Below are 21857 nucleotides of genomic sequence, written 5' to 3' on the forward strand. Positions count from 1 at the left end.
ATTATGAATAAAAATTTATCTGAAAAAATGAAAATCGCTTTTGATATTAGACTAAATAATTTTGGTAATAAAATAGACTTTGCTTATCCTAATCAGACATTAGCACTTAGTACTACAAGTAATAAATGTAGCTTAAAGTGTGCTCATTGTAATGGTCACTACTTAAACAATATGGTGCCAATAGAAGATTATAAAGAAAAAGTACAATCAAGAAATATAACTAGTTTTTTATTAAGTGGTGGTTGTAGCTATGAAGGAGATGTACCAATAAATACTCATATCAAGGCTATTAAAGATTTAAAAGAGCAGGGATATAGATTGAATGCTCATTTAGGGCTTATGGACAAAGATAGAATTATAGAGTTGTGTAAGTATTTAGATGTAGTTTCTTTTGATTTAGTATTTGATAGAGAAACAATAAGAGAAGTTTATAAGATTGAAAAGAGTAAAGAAGACTACATTGAAGCTTACAATACAATAAGAGAAAATACAGAAGTAGCACCACATATATGTATTGGTTTAAAAGGAGGGCAAATAAAGGGTGAATATGAAATTATAGAATACCTACAAAAAAATCCTCCTAATAAACTTACATTTATAGTACTTATTCCAACAAAAGGGACTGAGTATGAGAATGTAGAGTCTCCTGAGCTAGAAGAAGTAGCAGATATCTTATGTGAAGCTAGAATTAATTTACCAAATACTGAAATTAATCTAGGTTGTATGAGACCAAGAGGAACATATAGAAAAGAGTTAGATCAGCTATCTATAATGTGTGGAGTTAATAGAATAGTATTACCATCAAAATCTGCTAAGAATAAGGCTATAGAAATGAATATGATAATAACTGAATGTAAGGAGTGTTGCGTTTTATGATTAGACTATCATCTGGGACAGCGATAGAACTTGGGATATTAAACAAAAAAAGCGATATACCTCCTACTACAGCATATATAATGATTGGAGAAAAATGTATAAACAAATGCAGTTTTTGTTCTCAATCAATAGAAAGTAGCACTAGAAAAGATAAGTTATCAAGAGTAGTTTGGCCAGAGTTTTCTAAAGAAGAAATATTGGATGCTTTAAGAATTTATAAAAAGAAAAATATAAAGAGAATATGTATTCAATCAATGGCAAGTGAAGAAGCTCATAAGTCTGTTTTAGATTTTATAAATTATATAAATGAAAAAATAGATATGCCAATTTCATTGTCTGCAAAGTTAGAGAGTGATGAAGAAATAAATAAGTTTTTTTCAGCAGGAGTAGATAAAATAGGAATAGCAATAGATGCAGCAAATAAAGAATTGTATGAAAAAATAAAAGGAAATAATTATGATGAGAAGTTAAAGTTTATAACTGAGATGTCAAAATCATATCCTAATAAAATAAGTACTCATATAATAGTTGGGATGGGTGAAAGTCATGAGGATATATATAATCTATATAATTATTTAAATGAAAATAACATAACGATTAGCTTATTTGCATTTACTCCAGTTAGAGGAACTAAAATGGAAAAAATAAGCCAACCAAATATAGAAAGTTATAGAAGAGTACAATTAATGTCTTATATGATAAATAAAGGCTATTCAAAAGAATGTTTTGAATTTAAAAATGGATATTTAGATAATATCAAACTTGATAATGATATTATAAAAGACATAAACAAAGGTTATCCTTTTGAAATAAGAGGATGTAAGGATTGCAATAGACCATATTATAATGAAAGACCAGGAAGTACTATATACAACTATTCAAGACCTTTAAATCAAAGTGAGATAGATTTAGCTATAAAAGAAATAAATTTATAAATGATTTCTAGGATATATTTGTACTAAAGATGGAGGCGTAATAATCATGAATCAGTGGAGAGTTATACATAATAAATCATATGATGGTGCAATGAATATGGCAATTGATGAAGCTATATTTACTGCATATAAGAAAGGACATAATAAGCCAACACTTAGATTTTATACATGGAAGCCAGCTTGTTTAAGTATAGGATATTTTCAGAAATTGGAAGATGAGATAGATTTGGATAAGTGTAGATGTATGAATATAGATTACACCAGAAGAATTACAGGGGGAAGGGCTGTATTACATGATAATGAGCTAACTTATAGTATAATTATAGGAGAAGAGAACCCTTTAATAGATAAGAGTATTAATCTATCTTATAGATATATAAGTGAAGGTCTAGTTAAAGGCTTGAATTTGGGTGGTATAGAAACTGATAATTTAAATAAAGGCGAGAGAATAAGTAGGGAAAATATATCAGCTGCATGTTTTAATGCACATGCATCATATGAAGTTACCATTAATAATAAGAAGGTTATTGGAAGTGCTCAAAGCAGAAAAGATGGAGTTTTATTGCAACATGGCTCAATAATATTGAATTTCGATGTAGAAAAATTATTCAAATTAATAAAAACTAAAACACCAGAACTCAAGGAAAGGGCTATGAAGTTTACAGCTAAGAAGGCTAGTGGAATAGAAAATGAACTTGGCAAAAAAATAGACATAGATACTCTGCAAGAAAACATAGTAAAAGGATTAGCTGACCAATTTAATGTTGAATTTGTAGAGGAAGATTTGACTGATTATGAGAAGCAATTAGCTAAAGAATTATATGAAAAATATAAGAATGAAGAGTACAATAAAAAGCGTTAACTTTAATTGACTTTATATAAATTAAAGTGCTATACTTAAGGTATAATAATATACGAAAATTGAAATCATGAAGATTTCTTTGGTGTATTGAAATACCTAAGGAAATCTTTTTTTGATTTTTAATAAAAATCATATTAGGAGGAGATTTATATGTGTGAATCATCAGCTTTCATTTGTAAAAGTAATAATGAGTTAGAAAAGGTTATGGAAAATGTGGTTAATATAGACCCTTGTGATGGAAAGATTTATTTAACTGATTTATTAGGAGAGCAAAAGATAATAGATGGGATAATTAAAGAAATAAGATTGATGGACCATAAGATAATAATACAAGAAAATTAATTAATAGGGGAATTTCATATGATAATAGCAGTGATAGATGGAATGGGTGGAGGTATTGGAGCCCAGATAGTTTCTTCTCTGAGAGAAGAATTACCTACATATGTAGAAATTTATGCACTAGGGACTAATTCTATAGCAACTAGTTCTATGATGAAAGCTCATGCTAATAAAGGAGCTACAGGGGAAAATGCTATAGTAGTGTCAGCCAAAAAAGCAAATATAGTAGTTGCACCTATTTCTGTAATAATACCTAATTCTATGATGGGAGAAGTTACTTGTAATATAAGTGAAGCTATTGCAGATAGTGAGGCACTAAAGATACTGTTACCTATTATGCCTGAAAATATAGAGTTAGTTGGATTAGAAGGTAAACCATTAGCACTACTTGTAAAAGATTCTGTAAGTCTTATAAAGAAAGAATTTAATATAAAATAACAGGGGGAATAACTAATGATTTTTGATAGAGAGATTGTAAGATATCATCATGGCAATCATGACCATGACCACTGCCACGAACATATTCATGGAGATATATGTCATGAACATCCACATGACCATGCTCATGACCACGACCACGAACATAGTCATGAGGAATCATCAGAGTCTAAGGATGAAAAAACTTTAAAAATACTTTTAGTACATTGGATAAATCACAATGAAACTCATGAAGAAGGATTTAGAGAGTGGGTTGAAAAGGCTAGAGCAATTGGAAAAGAAGAGACAGCAAAGAGTATTGAAAAAGCTATAGAGTGTATGGAAGAAGCTAATAAGATGTTGCTAGAGGCCAAAAAACATATGTAAATATGATTAATCGCTTATATATTTGATATAGGCGATTTTTACGTTTTTGATATTTAATTATTGAAATTTCTGTTAAATTTGTAATATATCTTAATGAGTAAATTTTACTGTAAAATTGGGGTGTTCAATGTTAATATACTGTGTATTACTATTTAAAACGAATATTAATGTTAAGATACTCTTAAGACTGTTTAAAATTACTTCGATATTAGATATAATAAAGATTAGTATGATTAAAAGATTTTATTTTAGAGTTTAAAGAATTTATATGTTTATAAGAAGTTTTTATTTAAAAAGGAGATGAGTTATTTATGAAAGACGGTCATATACATTCGCCTTATTGTCCTCATGGAAGTAAGGATGATTTTAAAAAATATATACAAAGAGCAATTGCTGTTGGCATAACAGAAATGACATTTACAGAGCATTTTCCATATGCAGATGGATTTAAAGACCCTGCTCCTGAAAATGATAGTTGTATGAGTATTGAAGACTTACCAAAGTATCTCAATGATGTTAAGAAATTGAAGGAAAAATATAAGGATGAAATTAAGATAAATGTAGGGTCGGAAGTAGATTTTATAGAAGGGTATGAAGAAGGAATAAAACAAAACTTAGATAAATATGGAGAAGAATTAGAGGATTCTCTTTTATCAGTACATATAATTAAGATTGATGATGGTTATTATTGTGTGGATTATAGTGTGGAAGAGTTTCAAAATTTGATTGACAAACTAGGAAGTATTGAAGATGTTTATAATAAGTATTATGAGACGTTGATAAAAGCTGTAAATTCGGATTTAGGAATATATAAGCCAAGAAGAATAGGGCATTTAAATTTAGTTAGAAAGTTTAATCAAGTATTCCCATATGATTATGAAGGAAATAAGATTCTTGAAGATTTAATAAAGTTAGTCAAAGAAAAAGGATATGAACTTGACTACAATGTTTCTGGTAATAGAAAAGAGTACTGTAAAGAACCTTATATAGATGGATACTTATTAAAATTAGTAAAAGAATATGATATTCCGCTAGTTCTAGGGTCAGATTCTCATTGTGCAGAGGAAATAAATAACTATAATATTTTTTAGCGATATTCACATAAAAGACTGTAGATAAGTTTGTATAAAATAAATTTATCTACAGTCTTTTGTAAGTTTGACTAATTTAAAATAATAATGGAAATTAAAACTAATATATTTTATTTGTATGTTCTTATGTTAATTTAGTAATTAGAAATATTATTTTGTGTTTAAAGCAATTACTTCATAAGTTTATCATTTTCCATTATTATTGGGTCAAGTAATTCTCCTCCTCCTTCTGACATTTTCAATCTATTGAACATATAATTCTTTACATCTTTTTTACTTTTAAATTTAGTAACTTGATAAGGAGCTGTAACTCCATACTTTTCTATAAATAAAATATCATTACTAGTCTTAATACATATACCTGTATGACCTATAAATACATTTTTAGTTTCTGGATAGCGAATAAATCCACTTATAATAGACATATTTTTATTATCTCTAAAAGATATTTTTCTCTTTTTCCATTCACTTTTTATTTGTTCTGCATTTTTGCTTATGTCATCTGTGTCTTTAGTTGGTATTGCAGAAAAAAAGTTAATAAATTTTTCTACATCTTTGGGACTAAATTTAGCATCTTTATTGTTCGTTATAGTATCTAAGTCTATATTTAAATCAATAGAGTCTCCAGTAAATTTCTTATTTGAATTTATAAAATCTTTGAAAAGTCTAAAAGCTGTTATTCTACAATTTACGTCCATATAATCAGTGTATTTTTTTATCCAATTATCTTGTAGTTTTTCAAGGTTGTATGGAACTTGTTTTTCATCAGTTGAAGAATATCCTGATTTAGATATGTTTATATTATTTTGGAGTATTTTAACTTGATGTTTGTTATAATTATTAATCGCTTTAATGAATGTATCTATGTCTTGTTTACTAACCTTATTTTCTTCTAAAACTTCTTTTACATTATTTTGAATTTTTTTATCTACCATATTAGAATAAACTAGTTTATTATTCTTGATATTGGAATATGCAAATATAGTAATTATACTTGATAACACTAAGACAACTGAGCATATTACTATTAATAGATTTTTTTTCACTTCTATCTCTCCTTTTTTAATTTATTTTGTCGACATATTTATAGTATATAGTACATTTAATTTTAGCTTCAATATGTTTTTAATTACAAAACTGTTGTAAAAAATATAACGTTATTTAAAACTTTTTTTGAAAATGTAAATATATATACTAAGATGGGGTATGTATTTTCAAAATATTTAGAAAATTATGCTTAGTATGTTTGATATATTTTGTATAGTAAAAATAAATGAACTGTTGCTAGAATAGATAGATATTTTAGAGTTGATTATTATAAGATTTTAAGTAAATAAGTTAGCTTGAAGTATATACAAACTTTTTATTTTATTAAAAAGATATTTGATTAATCTAATTTTAAGGCTATTAATAAACATAAAAATCTTATTATTTCATTTCAACTATTCCTCAAAAAAGTGATTTTTAAGGAATAGTTGAAATGAAAAGTTTGGTTACATAATAGTAATTTTAGTTACAAGAATGAAACTGTAAAACTTATGACTTTCTTTATATAATTGCATTGAGAATATTTAATTTAGGAGGTAAGATATGAAAGTAAAAAAATTTAAAACTGGTGTAGTCTCAGCATTAACAATTATGATGATAGGAGTATCATTGACAAATGTATCAGCTATGGAATTAAATGATAATAAGGAATTTGAGACTAAATACAATGAGATGAAAAGAGATTTTCAAGAGGAGTATGGAAAAGAGGACAAATTCAATATAACATTAGATGATGAATTTACAAAAGAAGAAGTGAATGGAGCAAAAGGGATTATAAAGACTACTAATAAAGTGAATAATGAAGTAGTAGTATTAAACTATTTCGATGAGATGAAATCTGGAATCGAATTTGAATTGAAGCCAAAAGAAGAAAAAAATGCAATTTTAAGAGATGAATTCCAACAAGGATATGGGAAGGAAGATAAATTTAAAGTTGTGTTAGATGATGAATTTACAAAAGAAGAAGTAAATGGAGCGAAAGGGATTATAAAGACAACAGATAAAGAAACAGGTAAAGTTGTTGTATATAATTACTTTGATGAGCTTGAAAAATAACATTAAATGTAAACACGATTATATTAAAATATAAAATAGTTAAATGTAAAAATGTTGTATCAAAAATATAGAATAACCAAATCTAAAACGATTGTATTAAAAATATAAGATAACTAAATCTAAAAATGATTGTATTAAAAATATAAAATTGCATCAATATAAAATTTAATATGAGGGTGAACTTTATATATTTAGAGTTCACCCTTATAGAAAATATAAAATCTAATTTATTAAATGAAAATTTAAAAAAGTCAGTCTATTTGATTCGTACTGATATACTATAGAATTTAATCAATAAAGATTAAAGAGCATTAAAACGAAATGGTATTAAATGTTTACTCCATGCTTAAATAAATTTTTCTATTATGATAAAACAGGATTTTGCAATAATTCGAAACAGTAATATAAGTCAATTTTATAAATATTTACATAGCTTTTTTAATTTCTAGTTTTGATTTTAAGACATCTAAAAATTTGTAACAATCTTCTGGATATATTTCTCCCATGTTTGCGACTTGGAAGATATTAGCATCTAAGAATTTGCCTTTTCCAGGATATACTACATAACCATTTTCCCTTTCTAAATCCAATATAAACTCATTTATATCTATTTCTTTAGGCAAAAACACAGAGGTAACTGTATTAGACATATACTTATCTGGAAGTAAAAATGTTAGACCTAGTTCTTCCATTCCATTTCTTAAAATAGCAGAACATTCTCTATATCTTTCTATTTTATTGTCATCTTCTAAAAACTCAGTTAAAGCTTCATTAAGAGCAAATATTAAAGTGACATTAGGTGTATTTGGTGTTTGAGAGGATGATTTTGCAAGTTTGTAGTGTTTATAAAGACTAAGGTACACATTTTTACATTGATATTCTTTAATATTTTGTAAAATGTTTTCTTTAGCACAAATGTATGCAGATCCTGGAAATGCACCAAGGGCTTTACCACCAACACCAGTTATTATATCTATATTGAACTCATCCACATCAATATATTCTCCTGCAGAAGCACTTATTGCATCCACAAAAAATATTTTATTGTACTTTTTAGCAAGTTTTCCTAGTTCAGGAACTGGATTTATCATACCTGAGCTAGTTTCATGAAATACCATGGCAATTACTTTTATATCAGGGTTCTCAATTATGTATTTTTCTAAAATGTCTATATCTGGATATTCTGCCCATTCAAATTTTGGCTTATATGTTTTGACATTATAAGCAGATAATATTTCTTCTAGTCTTTCCCCAAAAACACCATTGCTAACTAATAAAACAGCATCTTCTTTATTGAATATAGAAGACAATACACATTCATTTACAGATGTTCCAGAGCCAGATACAACTAATGAGTAGTAATCAGAAGTTGCGTTGTATAATTTATTGATTTTCTTCTGCGTATCCTTGAATAAATCCATAAACTCATCCCCTCTATGGCATATATCATAGTGAAGAAGTGAATTTCTAACCCTATCTGTAACCATTACTGGTCCAGGACTAAATAGATATGTTTTTTTCATTGTAAATCCTCCTCAAAGTTTAATTTTAATTTCTTTATGACTGTTTGTGTGTATATGTTATAAGTTTATGTGTTAATTTAACTAGATTATAGAATAAAATAGTAAATATTGCAATAATATTTTAATTAAAATACTTTTAAAATCATTTTAATTAAAAAATACAAAAAATATTGTAATAAATATTGTATAAATCCACAGAATGATATAAAATATAAATAACTTGAATAGATTTTATATTCAAAAAATAAAAAAGAATTTATTAATTCTGAAAAATAAGGGGGACGTTTAAAGTGAAATATGTATTAGCAATTGACCAAGGAACAACAGGAACAAGAGCAGTATTAATAAATGAAAAATCAGAGTTTGTTTTTAGTGATTATATGGAACATACTCAAATATATCCACAATCTGGATACGTCGAACATGACCCTATAGAAATTTGGAATAATACAAAGACTGTAAGTAATAATGTATTACAGCAAGCTTTTAAAAGTGGAATCAATGAAAGTGACATAAAAGGAATTGGTATAGATAATCAAGGTGAAACAGTAATGCTATGGGATAAAAATACAGGTATGCCTCTTTATAATGCTATTGTATGGCAGTGTAGGAGAACTTATGATTATGTGGAAAATTTAAAGAGGGTGCCAGGTCTAGAAAATAAAATAATAGATAAGACTGGGCTAATTATAGACCCATATTTCTCAGGCACAAAAATTAGATGGGTAATAGACAATGTAAAAGGTGTAAAGGAAAAAATAAAAAATGGAGAAGTGCTTGCAGGAACATTAGATAGTTGGCTAATTTGGAAAATGACAGGAGGAAAATCTTTTTTAACTGATGTATCCACAGCAGCAAGAACAATGCTTTTTAATATAAGAGATATGGATTGGGATAGAGAGTTACTTGATATTATAGGGATACCTAGAAATATTTTAGCAGATATAATGCCTACCAGTGGAGATTTCGGAACTACAAATAAGGAGGCATTTTGTGGTGTCTCTATAAAAATTACTGCATCAATGGTTGACCAACCAGCAGCTTTATTTGGTAATGGATGTTTTGAACCAGGTATGGTAAAAAATACTTATGGCACAGGATGTTTCTTATATATGAATATAGGTGAGGAGTTAAATATAGCAGGTAATGGTATATTGACAACTGTTGCTTGGAAGATAGGTGATAAAGTTACATATGCTTATGATGGAGGTGTATATATAGCAGGTGCGGCGATACAATGGCTTAGAGATGGAATTGGAGTCATAAAAAATTATTCTGAAACTGATGATATGGCAAATTCAATCACAAGTACTGGTGGTGTATATTTTGTGCCAGCGTTTGCAGGTATTGCAGCACCTTATTGGGACCAATATGCTAGAGGTACAATGGTTGGAATAACAGGAAGTACTAAAAAAGAGCATATAGTAAGGGCAACTCTTGAATCTGTTGCACTTCAAGTTAAGGATGTTGTTGATTCCATGAATTTAGCCTCAGGTAAAAATATAAAAATGTTGAGAGTAGATGGTGGAATTACTAAGAATAATTTTACCATGCAATTTCAATCTGACATATTAGATATACCAATTGAAATTGCAGAAAACACTGAAACAACAGTACTTGGTGTAGGCTATATGGCAGGTCTTTCATGTGGTGTTTGGAATAGTATTGATGAGATTAGAAGCGAATTTACAATAAGTAAAAAATATATACCAAATATGACTGAACAAAAAAGAGAAGAAATATTAATTGGCTGGAATCAGGCAGTAAAAAGAGCTATGAATTGGGAAAACGATACCAAAAGATTGTGTGCTAATTAAGGTGCAACAGAAAATTTTACATATACAGGAGGAACTAAATATGCCCTTTGATAAAATTATATTATACATAATGGCTGTGGGTGTGCTTTTAGGAGCGTTAGATAGAATAATTGGGAATAAGTTTGGGCTTGGAGAGCAATTTGAAGAAGGATTTAATTCAATGGGGCCATTAGCTTTAGGAATGGTTGGTATAGTTTGTTTAGCTCCAGTCATTTCAGATGTGTTAGGTCCTATGATAATACCAATCTTCAACCTTTGTGGAGCAGACCCATCTATGTTTGCTACTATTTTAGCAAATGATATGGGAGGGTATCCATTAGCTATGGAACTTGCACATAATAAAGAGGCAGGAATGCTTGCGGGATTAGTTGTGTCATCTATGCTTGGATGTACTTTGGTATTTTCAATCCCAGTAGGATTAGGTCTTATAGAATATGAAGATAGACCCTTTTTTGCAAAAGGATTACTAATAGGATTAATAACAATACCTTTTGGAGGTGTTGTAGGAGGATTAATAGCAGGGTTTAATTTATCAATGGTAATTATAAATATGATACCAGTGATAATATTGGCAATGATACTAGCTATAGGATTAAAATTTAACTCTACACTCATGATAAATGGGTCATTAGTCTTTGGGAAGTTTATATCAATATTGATAACAGTAGGATTGGGAGCAGCTGCATTTCAAGAAATAACAGGCATAGTACTCATAAAAGGAATGACACCAATAAGAGAAGGGATTCAAGTTATTGGAAGTATTGCAATAGTATTATTAGGTACTTTTCCAATATTGCATTTGTTAGTTAAAGTTCTTAATAAACCACTTACAATGGTGGGTGAAAAATTAGGCATGGATGCAACTAGTGCAGCAGGATTAGTGTTTACTTTAGCTAATAGTATTCCAGTATATAAAATGATGAAGGATATGAGTCCAAAAGGGAAAGTAGTGAATACTGCATGGTTGGTTTGTGCTACAGCAGCTCTAGGAGACCATTTAGGATTTACAGCAGGAGTAGTACCAGAGATGATTACACCTGTCGTAATTGGAAAGTTGATTGGTGGAGTATTGGCAATTGCACTTGCTATGGTGATGACAAAAGATTTAACTTTAGAAGAAGAACAAAATATTAGAGTGAAGAAAGATGTTGTATGAAACGAGTAGTACTTAAACAGAATTTAAGTCACTTTAAATTAAAAAATCAAATGACTAATAACATAATTAAATAGTTCAAAATAATAAAGTAGCATAAACATTGAAGTAATTGAAAGTATTAAACTAATCTCAAAATAGTAACATAATAAAAAACATAAAGTATTGTTTAGATATAAATGGAGCTAAATAAATAATTATTTGGCTCCTTAACTTTAATCTATTATATCAAGGAATAAAAAACCAATCATATGAACTAATTATCAGCTATGACTAAAGGTATTCCTCTCTGAGAAAATTCTATTATTATATCATGGTCTATACTAGAAGATGTAATAATAGTATCTATATGTTCTATAGGAGCAACTGATGCAAATGAATTTATACCAAACTTAGGAGGTTCAACAACCACGATGGATTTTCTAGACCTTTCAATCATTTTTTTTCTAACAAGTGCCTCTTCTAAATGATAGTCAGAAATACCATTTTCAAGAGTGATACCTCCAGCACCTAAAATAGCTTTATCAACATTAAACTGTTCAATAGCTGACAGTGTAAGTGGACCAGAAAAAGAACCTTCAGTTTCTCTAAGATAACCACCAAGCACGTATACTTTTATATTAGTATTCATAAGTTCATTTGCCACTAAAATTGAGTTGGTTATTACAGTTAGATTTTTTTTATCTTTTAAATTTTTTGAAACTTCAAGGACAGTAGTTCCAGTATCCATAAAAATAGTATCATTTGTATTTATAAACTCACTGCATTTTATGGCAATTTGTTTTTTATCATTTGAGTTTATTTTTTTTCTTTTAACATAGTTGAGTTCTACACTACTTGCTATAACTGGTATAGCACCACCATAGACTCTTTTTAAAAGCCCAATACTTTCCATATGAGCTAAATCTCTTCGTGCAGTTTCTATTGATATGTCAAACATTTGAACGATGTCATTTATTTTAATTATATTATCTGATTCGAGAATACTTAAAATCTTCTCGTATCTTTCTTGTGGTAGCATGGAATATCCTCCTTGGGTTAATATTATTTTAGATTTTGGCATAACTTATGATTAAGTCAGGATTTATGTATATTTGTTAATGTATGTATAGTTATCAAATAATATTATAAGTATTATGCAAGATAATTTTACCATATTTGAAACTTACATTTAAGCAAAAAAGTAAAAATAGATATTTAATAATTCAAAATGACTTAAATGTTACAAAATAATTGACTAAAATATAATTTTATTATATAATTTACTAGTACAGACAATCTGGAGAAGTACTCAAGTGGCTCAAGAGGATCCCCTGCTAAGGGATTAGGCTGGGTAACCGGTGCGAGGGTTCGAATCCCTCCTTCTCCGCCAATTATTAAAGGCTATTCTTGTTAAAGGTAGTCTTTTTGTAGTGTCTATTAATAAAAGTAATTTATCAAGTAAAACTAAAGAAAGGAGGAAATAGATGACAACTTTAATTTTTTTCATAGTGGGAATAGCGTCTTTAGTGGTTGCTTTTGTTATTGATGGAGGACACGTTGGAGCACTATTTGTATTTTCATCAGCACTTGTTGTTTTTGGTGGAACTATAGGTGCCGTTGGAGCATCAACACCATTCCCTGTATTTAAAAAGTCAATAAAGATAATGTTATTAGCTTTTAAAAATAAAAAACCTAATAATGTAGAAAATATAATCTATTTTAAAGAAATTGCAATTAAAGCTAGAAAAGAGGGGCTTCTTAGCATTGATAAAGAAATAAGTGAGAATGATGACTTAGACCCTTTTATTAGAAAGGGGCTTGAACTTATGGTAGATGGAGTCGATTCAGCTACTATAAGAAATATCTTGGAATCGCAGATACAAGTAACATCAAAACGACATAAAGAAGGTATATCAATATTTGATTCAGCAGGGGGATTTGCACCTACACTGGGGATAATAGGTACAGTTATGGGATTAGTACATATTTTAGGTAATCTTTCGAGTAACCCAGATGCACTGGGACCTCAAATATCTGTTGCATTTCTAGCTACATTGTATGGTGTTGGTTCTGCCAATTTAATATGGATACCAGTAGCATCAAAACTTAAGGCTATAAATCAACAAGAAATAAATGAAAGACTTTTGGTAATAGAAGCAATATTATCTATACTTGAGGGTGACAATTCTAATTTAATGACAGAAAAATTAAAAATATTTTTAAATTCAAAAGAATTAATTGAACTTGAAGAAACTGATGGTAGAACTGAATAATATAATAAGGATGGAATATTTATGTTACATGATGAAGATGAAAAAGAAGAAAACAATGAGCGATGGCTTTTAACTTATTCAGACCTCATAACACTACTTATGATTTTCTTTGTCATAATGTATTCTATGAGTAATGTTGATGCAGAGAAATATAAACAATTATCTGAATCTCTAAATTCTGCTTTTGGTGGTTCTTCAGGAGTTATTGAAGGTGGTAAAAGCCAAATGGAACCAGTAGTTGAACCAGGGAGTAGTAATTTAGATAGTTTACAAAATGCTGAGTTTAAAAAAGTAGGAGAGGAAATTCAAAAGTATTTAAACGAAAATGGTATGGCAAATTCAGTATCATTAAAAGCTCAAGATAGAGGGTTGGTAATAAGTCTTAAAGATACTATATTATTTGATACTGGAAAAGCAATTGTAAAGAGTAATTCTAGAGATAAGATTATCCAAATAGGTAAGATGCTAAATGAAATGAACAGTTACATAAGAGTAGAAGGTCACACGGATAATATGTCTATAAAAAATTCTGAATTTAAGTCGAATTGGGATTTATCAGTTATGAGAGCAACTAATGTTGTTCAACTTCTTATTGATAGTGCAAGTATAGCACCAGATAAGTTGTCTGCTGTAGGATATGGCGAATTTAGACCAATAGCAGAAAATTCATCTCAAGATGGTAGGTCAAAAAATAGGAGAGTTGATATAGTCTTAGTTGATAGTAAATATGATAATGTAGAAAATGTTGGTGAAAATAAATAGTTAAACAAACTATCTCAATATAGAATTATTTCTAAAAAGAGATAGTTTTTTTGTGTTAAAATTAAAAATAGATGAACAGTAAGTTACCTTTTTTGAAGAATATATGGTATCTTAAATATATAATGTTTAAACAATAAAAACTCAATTTAAAAAATTTTATAGAGGGTGAGGAAACAAATGAGTAATAAGAATAAAAACACAAAGTATAAAGATAAAACGAGACAAAGGTATAATAAAAAAGTTGAGACTTTAAATAAAGAAAAGTTAAAGGAAACTAATAAAAATGCTAAAAAGGTAGATAAAATTGATGATATTATCAATAAGTCTAGTATTGTGTTATGTGTCCTTTTAGTAATATTTTCTTTACTTTATTTGTTTAAGTTAGTTCAACTTAATGTAATAATGATACTTTTAGTGATTACAGTAGCTATTCAACAAGGTTTAGTATCGTTTGGGGCATTTAGAAATAAAAATTATGTAAAAGCTTTATTTTCAATATTTGTAATTATATGTTTCTTAATTGCTTTTAAATATGTTGTTAATCCTGTTTAAATATATCAGTAAACGTTCTATAATTAATATAAATAGTGAAGTTGCAGTTTTAATGCTATTATAAATTTTATAAATTTGAAGGAGTAGATTTTATGAATAGGCGTAAGTTTGCGAAATTAATTATCACATCAATGATTGTTTTATTACTTACAGGATGTAGTCTGAAAAAGGAAGATAATTATAAGCTAGATCCAGAGAATCCGACATCGATAGAAATTTGGCATTATTATAATGGACAGCAAAAAATGGCTTTTGATAAGCTTGTTAAGGAATTTAATGATACTGTAGGTGCTGAAAAAGGAATTATTGTTGAAGCGTTTAGTCAAGGTAATGTAGTTGATTTATCAGAAAAGGTTTTAGATTCTGCAAATAAAAAAGTTGGTTCTGAAGATGTACCAAATATATTTGCAGCATACTCAGATACTGCCTATGAAATGGACAAATTAGGATTACTAGTGGACATGGACAAGTATATAAGTAAAGAGGAACTAAATGAATATATAGAAGAATATGTAGAAGAGGGTAGAATAAATTCTAATGATGAATTTAAACTTTTTCCAATTGCAAAATCGACTGAGGTTTTGATGATAAATAAGACTGATTGGGATAAATTTGCCAAAGCTACAAATTCAAATATAGATGATATAAAAACAATAGAGGGATTAACAGAAATATCAAAAAAATATTATGAATGGACAGATAGTTTAACAAAAGAACCTAATGATGGTAAAGCATTTTTTGGAAGAGATGCTTTAGCAAATTATATTATTATAGGAAGTAAACAATTAGGAGTAGAACTTTTTTCTGTTAAAGATGGAAAAGTTACATTAAATATTGATGAAAAAGTTATGAGAAAATTATGGGATAATTTTTATGTCCCATATATAAATGGATATTTCGCATCTTATGGTAAGTTTCGTTCTGATGATGCAAAAACAGGAGATATATTAGCTCTTGTGGGTTCTAGCTCAGGAGCAGCATACTTCCCAGATAGAGTAATGTTAAATGACAATGAGAGTTATAAGATTGAAACATCTGTTTTTCAAGCTCCACGTTTTAAAGGAAAAGAAAAATATGCGGTACAACAAGGTGCAGGAATGGCTGTAACAAAATCCACTAAAGAAGAAGAATTTGCATCAGTAGAATTCTTAAAATGGTTTACAGATAAAGAACCTAATATAAAATTCTCTATTTCTTCTGGATACTTACCAGTGAAGAAAAAAACAAATGATTTAGATGTTATAAAAGAAGTTATGAAAAAAGATGATTTAAAGGTATCAGATAAAGTTGAGGGCTCATTAGTCTCATCTATTGAACAAATTAATAGTTGTAATTTATATACGAATAAAGCCTTTGATGGTGGAACTAAAGCTAGACAAGTTCTTGAATATTCAATGCTTGATAAAGCTAAAGAAGATTTAAATAAAATAAATGAATTAATAAAAAATGGAACTTCTAAAAAGGATGCAGTAACACAATTTAATAATGACAAGAATTTTGAAACTTGGTTCAAAAATTTTAAGGCTGAGCTTGAAAATGCTACAAAAGAGTAGGTGAATTGGCGGTTAATGTGTCGACATGCACAAAGGTATAGGTGGAATAAGTATGGAAAACAATCTAAGAAAAAATAATTCAATAATGAAAAAGATGATATTTCCCCTAATTATTGTTATGCTAATTCAAACAAGTTTATTTTGTGCCACAATTTTATGGGGAGGAACTATTCAGAAGTTAAATGACAACTCATTTGATATTTTAAATGAAAGAGTAATTAATCGTAAAAACTATATACAAAATGAGATGTTGCAAAGATGGTCAAAAACAAGTGAAACGGAATCCGCAATTAATTCATCTGTAAAGAAGGTCTTGGATGAAAATAATGCTTCAATCAAGGATGTAGGTGACAATGAAGAAATTAACAAAGAGATTATAAAAAATATATCAAGTGATTTGATATATATTTTGAGAAAAAACTCTGTGACAGGTTCTTTTATAATCTTAAGTAATAAAAATATTGAAAATGATTCTATGAATAATAAAGGTGAAGTAAGCAAGACTGGATTGTACATAAGAGATTTAGACCCTAAATTTAACCCAAATGACAATTCTGATTTGTTAATTGAGAGAGGCTCATCAGATATAGCAAGAAACTTTGGAATATCTATGGATAGTTATTGGGCTCCAAAATTTTCATTTAAAGGTGAAAATACACGAAAGGGAGATAATTTTTTTTACAAGCCATTTAGAGCAGCGATTGATAACCCAAATGTATCAAGTTCTAATTTAGGTTACTGGGGAAGCCAGTTTCTATTGACAAATGCAGGAGATAAGGTAATGACATATTCAGTTCCTCTTATTTATGAAGATGGAACTGTATATGGAGTGCTTGGAATAGATTTAAGTATAAACTATTTAAGTGAATTACTGCCATATACAGAGATACATAGTAATAAAAAAGGTAATTACATTTTAGGTGTAGACAGGAATGATGATATGGCATTTGAAAATGTAGTTTCAAATGGATATTCACTAAAAGAAAAATTTTGGGATGGTTTACATTCTAATTTAGAACAGAAAGAATCTTATAAGAATGTATATAAGATTAAAAATGAAGAGGATGATTATAGCTGTGGTAATATTTATGCTAGTGTACAATATATAGATTTATACAACTCTAATACTCCATTTGAAAATGAACGTTGGGCACTTTTGGGTATTATTGAGGAAAAAAGTCTTTTGTCTTTTTCAAAAAGAGTTGAGAGGTTAGTTATAATTTCTATTGCAATTTCTTTAGCAATAGGACTTGTAGGTATTTATATAGCATCAAGATTATTTACAAAACCAATTGTTCTTCTAGCTAAAAAAGTTAGAAATAGTAACCCATCAAAACCAGTAAATCTTGATAAGATAAATATATCTGAAATAGATGAATTATCTTCGGCTATAGAGATACTTAGTGCAAATGTTGCAGACTCTTCTTCAAAATTATCACAGATTATTGAGATGGTAGATATGCCTATTGGGGCTTTTGAATTGTATAAAAATACAGAGAGCGTTTTTTGTACAAAAGAATTTTTTAATGTATTTATTACAGAAAAAGAATTTCAAGAATATGGTTATGTGAGAAAAGATAAGTTTCTTAAAAAACTAAAAGAGCTAGATGAATATTTACAAGAAAGTTATGAAACAGAAAATACGTACATATATAAATTTGAATCTGAAGATAAAAGGTCTAAGTGGGTAAGACTAAATATTGTTGAAGATGAGCTAAAGGTTCTTGGTGTTGTTGTAGATGTAACCAAAGAGTTTATTGAGAAAAGGAAGATAGAATACGAAAGAGATTTTGATATTTTAACTAATCTTTTAAATAGAAGAGCATTTTACTCACAGATTCAAGAGAAATTTAAAAATAAAGATGAACTTAAGGTAGCAGCCTTTATTATGTGGGACTTAGATAATTTAAAATATATCAATGATACATATGGACATGATGCTGGTGATGAATACATTAGATGTGCAGCAGGTATACTTAAAAAGTTTATATCATGGAATGGTATAGTTTCTAGGCTTTCAGGTGATGAGTTTTATGTGTTTATATATGGATATGAGAGTAAAGAGAGTATAAGAGATATTATCAATTCTGTTAAGATACAGATGAGCAATACATTACTAAAACTTCATGATGGAACAGAATTTAAAATAAGGGCATCAGCTGGGGTTTCTTGGTATCCTTATGATTCATGTAATTATGATGAATTAATGAGATATGCAGATTTTGCTATGTATCAAATTAAAAATACAATCAAGGGTGAAGTGAGTGAGTTTGATATTAATGTATATAATAAAGATTCATTCTTACTGAGTAATAGAGAAGAGTTAAATAAATTGATTGATGGACAACTTGTTGAATATGCATTTCAAGCTATTGTAGATTGTAAAGGAGAAGTCTTTGCATATGAGGCGCTTATGAGACCTAAAATAAAGACTTTCAGTTCTCCAGTAGATGTTATTAGATTGGCTCGTTCACAATCTAAACTGTATCAAATTGAGCGTATTACATGGTTCAAAGCACTTAAATCATTTAAAAAATACAGAGATAAGTTTGGAGATTGTAAATTGTTTTTAAATTCTATTCCAAATAATAACTTATCAAGAGTTGATTTTGAAGAAATTGAAGATTTATATGGCAGATATTTAAATAGAGTTGTATTAGAAATAACAGAAAATGATAAAATTAATGAAGATTTTATTGAGAAAAAGAAATCTTATATAAGCCATTGGAATATAGAGATTGCTTTGGATGATTTTGGAACAGGTTACAATGGAGATGCTGTACTTTTATATATAATGCCAAATTACGTAAAGATTGATATGTCCATTGTAAGAGGTATTGATAAAGATGAAGACAGACAGAAAATATTAAAAAACCTTATTTCATATTCTAATGAAAGAGATATTAAAGTAATAGCAGAAGGTGTAGAGACTAAAAGTGAGATGGAAACATTAATTAATCTTGGAATAGATTATATGCAGGGGTATTATATTAGTAAACCATCATTTATCCCTGAAGATGTAAGTGATAAAATTAAGAAAGAGCTCAAGATGTGTCATGAAAATAGGAATGATGTGATTTAATAGAGGAAAAATTACATGTATTTTTATGCACTTTTGGTTTATAATTAAAAAGAAAATAATATAATTATAAATTAGGGTGGTGGAGCTAATAATCACAACAAATATAGATATAAGAAAGTTAAATGAAAATCAATTAGAAGCAGTTGAACATATAGATGGGCCTTGCATGATACTTGCAGGGCCTGGTTCAGGTAAGACAAGAGTAATTACATATAGAATAGCTAATATGGTAGTAAATAAAAACATAGCGCCAACAAGAATCTTAGCAATAAGTTTTACAAAGGCATCTTCAATAGAAATGAAAAATAGAGCTTTAAGTTTAAGTGATGATATAAGACTCAATAAGGTAACTTATGGTACTTTTCACTCTGTATTTTTTAAAATCCTAAGATACTTTGAAAGGTATAATCTAGATAGTATATTTGATGAGAAATCAAAGCGAATAACAATCAAGGCAATACTAAAGAGCTTAAATATAGAAAATGCTGATGATGATGAGAATGTAGGACAAGTTATAAATGAAATTTCTTATGTAAAAAATGAACTTATGGATAAGAACGACTTTAATTCAGAGGTATTGACAAAAGATGAGTTTTTGAAGGTATATAATTTATATGAAGAACAGAAATCTAAAGTTAATAAAATTGACTTTGATGATATGCTTATAAAAACTTATTATTTACTTTTGAACAATAAGTCTGCATTAGAAATGGTTAGAAATGTATATAAATATATATTGATAGATGAATTTCAGGATATAAATAAAGTACAATTTGAAGTTTTAAAATTAATCTCGAATCCTTTAAATAACATATTTGCTGTTGGAGATGAAGACCAAAGTATATATGGTTTTAGAGGAGCAAGACCAGACTTTTTGCTTGAATTTGAAAAGTATTTCAATAATACTAAAAAAATAATATTAGATGTAAATTATAGGTCTAAAAGTGAGATAGTACATACTGCAAACAGGCTTATAGAAAAAAATAAAAATAGATATGAAAAAAACATTAAATGTAGTCAGGGTACTGGAGGAAGTGTGAGTTATATTTGTCCACATGATTCAGAGGAGGAAGCTTTACATATTGCCAAGGAAATAATTGACGAAATAAAAAAAGATTATGTAGAGTATTCAGACTTTGCAGTGATTTATAGAACCAATATACAGTCAAGAGCATTGGTGGATGTATTTATGGATATGAGAATTCCATTTGTGGTAAAAGATTCAGTAATCACAATATATGACCATTGGGCGAGTCAAGATATACTATCGTATTTAAGAATAGGCATTAATCCAAAGTCAAATAAAGATTGGTTAAGAATCATAAATAAGCCATTTAGATATATATCTAAGGATAGTGTAAGTATGGCTAAAGATGAAAATGATTTTATAACAGCATTAATAAACAAATGTAATCTTCATCCTAAACAAATCAAAACAATAACTGATTTGGAAATAGATTTAAGTTATTTAAACACTTTAAATCCTAAAAATGCAATATCTTATATTAGAACTAGTCTTGATTATGATAGATATGTCTTAGATTATTGTAGTAACAGAAAAATAAAGACTAATGGTCTTGTAGAGATATTAAATGAGCTTGAGAGTTCAGCGACAAACTTTAATACTGTGACAGAGTTTTTAGAGCATATTGAGAGAGTAAAGACTGAGTTAATGGAAAACAATAAGAATAAACAGACTGATGGTGTCATATTTACAACTATGCATAGTGCAAAAGGATTAGAATTTAGAAATGTTTATATTATAGGCGTAAATGAAGGAACAATACCTCATGAAAAGTCATATGATATTTGTAAGGAAGAGAAAAAAGAAGAACAATTAGAAGAAGAAAGACGACTTATGTATGTTGCTATTACAAGAGCTGAAGAAAAATTGTGTATAAGTTCTACGTTAAATAAATATGGTAAAAAAGTTGATAAATCACTGTTTATTAATGACATAAAATCTCCAACCAAAAAAGAAATTGATAGTATTGGTGTAGGTGATAAGGTATACCATAAAAAATTTCATGAAGGAGAAATAATTAAAAAAGATGGAATTATGTTTACAATAAAGTTTAAAGATAGGGAGCGAATTTTAGACCTGAAAACTTGCTTATTGAAGAATATAATTTATATTATTTAATTTAGAA

Annotated in this window: 19 protein-coding genes and 1 tRNA gene; 17 read left to right on the forward strand and 3 right to left on the reverse strand. The window is 28.3% G+C overall.

Annotated elements, in window-relative coordinates:
• Window positions 1-3: 3 nt before the first annotated feature.
• From Q3287_RS02125 to hisJ, 7 genes are all read left to right on the forward strand, one after another.
• A complete protein-coding gene (locus Q3287_RS02125; protein ID WP_407963453.1) occupies window positions 4-876 on the forward strand; it encodes a radical SAM protein in 873 nt (290 codons plus the stop codon).
• Window positions 873-1811, forward strand: a complete 939-nt coding sequence (locus Q3287_RS02130; RefSeq protein ID WP_054276057.1) for a radical SAM protein — start codon at window positions 873-875, stop codon at window positions 1809-1811. The genes Q3287_RS02125 and Q3287_RS02130 overlap by 4 nt, the downstream gene beginning before the upstream one ends.
• 46 nt (window positions 1812-1857) lie before the next feature.
• Complete coding sequence (locus Q3287_RS02135) at window positions 1858-2673, forward strand: lipoate--protein ligase family protein (protein WP_054269260.1); 816 nt, start codon at window positions 1858-1860, stop codon at window positions 2671-2673.
• 150 nt (window positions 2674-2823) lie between these two features.
• Window positions 2824-3015, forward strand: coding sequence for a CooT family nickel-binding protein (locus tag Q3287_RS02140; RefSeq protein WP_003418375.1), 192 nt, complete (start codon window positions 2824-2826; stop codon window positions 3013-3015).
• An 18-nt stretch (window positions 3016-3033) separates the two neighbouring features.
• On the forward strand, window positions 3034-3450 hold the full coding sequence (locus Q3287_RS02145) for a DUF3842 family protein (protein WP_054269261.1): 417 nt from the start codon (window positions 3034-3036) through the stop codon (window positions 3448-3450).
• Between the two features lie 15 nt (window positions 3451-3465).
• Window positions 3466-3816, forward strand: coding sequence for a hypothetical protein (locus Q3287_RS02150; RefSeq protein WP_054269262.1), 351 nt, complete (start codon window positions 3466-3468; stop codon window positions 3814-3816).
• A 311-nt stretch (window positions 3817-4127) separates the two neighbouring features.
• The gene (gene hisJ, locus Q3287_RS02155; RefSeq protein WP_054269263.1) at window positions 4128-4907 is read left to right on the forward strand and encodes a histidinol-phosphatase HisJ; all 780 of its coding nucleotides are present in this window, start codon (window positions 4128-4130) and stop codon (window positions 4905-4907) included.
• 170 nt (window positions 4908-5077) lie between these two features.
• Here the strand turns inward: hisJ and Q3287_RS02160 are convergent, their stop codons facing one another.
• The gene (locus tag Q3287_RS02160; RefSeq protein WP_054269264.1) at window positions 5078-5953 is read right to left on the reverse strand and encodes a DUF4300 family protein; all 876 of its coding nucleotides are present in this window, start codon (window positions 5951-5953) and stop codon (window positions 5078-5080) included.
• Between the two features lie 544 nt (window positions 5954-6497).
• Here Q3287_RS02160 and Q3287_RS02165 point away from each other — a divergent pair.
• Window positions 6498-7010 (forward strand): hypothetical protein, encoded by a 513-nt coding sequence (locus tag Q3287_RS02165; protein WP_054269265.1) that lies wholly within the window; start codon window positions 6498-6500, stop codon window positions 7008-7010.
• 425 nt (window positions 7011-7435) lie between these two features.
• Here Q3287_RS02165 and Q3287_RS02170 read toward each other — a convergent pair whose 3' ends face one another.
• Window positions 7436-8533: an alanine--glyoxylate aminotransferase family protein gene (locus tag Q3287_RS02170; protein ID WP_054276061.1), complete on the reverse strand. Its 1098-nt coding sequence runs from the start codon at window positions 8531-8533 to the stop codon at window positions 7436-7438.
• Window positions 8534-8823: 290 nt separating this feature from the next.
• On the opposite strand from Q3287_RS02170, the gene glpK reads away from it, so the two are divergent.
• Together glpK and Q3287_RS02180 are read left to right on the forward strand one after the other, a co-directional pair.
• On the forward strand, window positions 8824-10350 hold the full coding sequence (glpK, locus tag Q3287_RS02175; RefSeq protein WP_054269267.1) for a glycerol kinase GlpK: 1527 nt from the start codon (window positions 8824-8826) through the stop codon (window positions 10348-10350).
• A 40-nt stretch (window positions 10351-10390) separates the two neighbouring features.
• Window positions 10391-11506, forward strand: a complete 1116-nt coding sequence (locus tag Q3287_RS02180) for an ethanolamine utilization protein EutH (RefSeq protein WP_054269268.1) — start codon at window positions 10391-10393, stop codon at window positions 11504-11506.
• A gap of 253 nt (window positions 11507-11759) precedes the next feature.
• On the opposite strand, the gene Q3287_RS02185 is transcribed toward Q3287_RS02180, so the two are convergent.
• Window positions 11760-12524 (reverse strand): DeoR/GlpR family DNA-binding transcription regulator, encoded by a 765-nt coding sequence (locus Q3287_RS02185; RefSeq protein WP_054269269.1) that lies wholly within the window; start codon window positions 12522-12524, stop codon window positions 11760-11762.
• Window positions 12525-12784: 260 nt separating this feature from the next.
• Here Q3287_RS02185 and Q3287_RS02190 point away from each other — a divergent pair.
• The 7 genes from Q3287_RS02190 (at window position 12785) to Q3287_RS02220 (ending at window position 21850) form a co-directional block, all read left to right on the forward strand.
• A tRNA-Ser gene (locus Q3287_RS02190) sits at window positions 12785-12875 on the forward strand.
• Between the two features lie 94 nt (window positions 12876-12969).
• Window positions 12970-13758: a flagellar motor protein gene (locus Q3287_RS02195; protein ID WP_054269270.1), complete on the forward strand. Its 789-nt coding sequence runs from the start codon at window positions 12970-12972 to the stop codon at window positions 13756-13758.
• Between the two features lie 21 nt (window positions 13759-13779).
• Window positions 13780-14520, forward strand: a complete 741-nt coding sequence (locus tag Q3287_RS02200; protein ID WP_407963454.1) for a flagellar motor protein MotB — start codon at window positions 13780-13782, stop codon at window positions 14518-14520.
• A gap of 177 nt (window positions 14521-14697) precedes the next feature.
• Complete coding sequence (locus Q3287_RS02205; RefSeq protein ID WP_054269272.1) at window positions 14698-15072, forward strand: hypothetical protein; 375 nt, start codon at window positions 14698-14700, stop codon at window positions 15070-15072.
• A 92-nt stretch (window positions 15073-15164) separates the two neighbouring features.
• Entirely contained in the window at window positions 15165-16625 is a 1461-nt protein-coding gene (locus Q3287_RS02210) for an extracellular solute-binding protein (protein ID WP_243193903.1), read from the forward strand.
• A 52-nt stretch (window positions 16626-16677) separates the two neighbouring features.
• Window positions 16678-19707, forward strand: a complete 3030-nt coding sequence (locus Q3287_RS02215; protein ID WP_407963455.1) for an EAL domain-containing protein — start codon at window positions 16678-16680, stop codon at window positions 19705-19707.
• A 76-nt stretch (window positions 19708-19783) separates the two neighbouring features.
• Window positions 19784-21850 (forward strand): ATP-dependent helicase, encoded by a 2067-nt coding sequence (locus Q3287_RS02220; protein WP_407963456.1) that lies wholly within the window; start codon window positions 19784-19786, stop codon window positions 21848-21850.
• Window positions 21851-21857: the final 7 nt, after the last annotated feature.

Source organism: Clostridioides sp. GD02404 (assembly GCF_045898275.1).
Classification (GTDB): domain Bacteria; phylum Bacillota; class Clostridia; order Peptostreptococcales; family Peptostreptococcaceae; genus Clostridioides; species Clostridioides difficile_A.

Coding starts and splice junctions, on each gene's coding strand:
- Q3287_RS02180 (WP_054269268.1), top strand. CDS start 10,391: ATGCCCTTTGATAAAATTATATTATACATAATGGCTGTGGGTGTGCTT.
- Q3287_RS02145 (WP_054269261.1), top strand. CDS start 3,034: ATGATAATAGCAGTGATAGATGGAATGGGTGGAGGTATTGGAGCCCAG.
- Q3287_RS02140 (WP_003418375.1), top strand. CDS start 2,824: ATGTGTGAATCATCAGCTTTCATTTGTAAAAGTAATAATGAGTTAGAA.
- Q3287_RS02135 (WP_054269260.1), top strand. CDS start 1,858: ATGAATCAGTGGAGAGTTATACATAATAAATCATATGATGGTGCAATG.
- Q3287_RS02150 (WP_054269262.1), top strand. CDS start 3,466: ATGATTTTTGATAGAGAGATTGTAAGATATCATCATGGCAATCATGAC.
- Q3287_RS02200 (WP_407963454.1), top strand. CDS start 13,780: ATGTTACATGATGAAGATGAAAAAGAAGAAAACAATGAGCGATGGCTT.
- Q3287_RS02165 (WP_054269265.1), top strand. CDS start 6,498: ATGAAAGTAAAAAAATTTAAAACTGGTGTAGTCTCAGCATTAACAATT.
- Q3287_RS02125 (WP_407963453.1), top strand. CDS start 4: ATGAATAAAAATTTATCTGAAAAAATGAAAATCGCTTTTGATATTAGA.
- Q3287_RS02215 (WP_407963455.1), top strand. CDS start 16,678: ATGGAAAACAATCTAAGAAAAAATAATTCAATAATGAAAAAGATGATA.
- Q3287_RS02170 (WP_054276061.1), bottom strand. CDS start 8,533: ATGAAAAAAACATATCTATTTAGTCCTGGACCAGTAATGGTTACAGAT.
- Q3287_RS02205 (WP_054269272.1), top strand. CDS start 14,698: ATGAGTAATAAGAATAAAAACACAAAGTATAAAGATAAAACGAGACAA.
- Q3287_RS02195 (WP_054269270.1), top strand. CDS start 12,970: ATGACAACTTTAATTTTTTTCATAGTGGGAATAGCGTCTTTAGTGGTT.
- Q3287_RS02130 (WP_054276057.1), top strand. CDS start 873: ATGATTAGACTATCATCTGGGACAGCGATAGAACTTGGGATATTAAAC.
- Q3287_RS02210 (WP_243193903.1), top strand. CDS start 15,165: ATGAATAGGCGTAAGTTTGCGAAATTAATTATCACATCAATGATTGTT.
- hisJ (WP_054269263.1), top strand. CDS start 4,128: ATGAAAGACGGTCATATACATTCGCCTTATTGTCCTCATGGAAGTAAG.
- Q3287_RS02185 (WP_054269269.1), bottom strand. CDS start 12,524: ATGCTACCACAAGAAAGATACGAGAAGATTTTAAGTATTCTCGAATCA.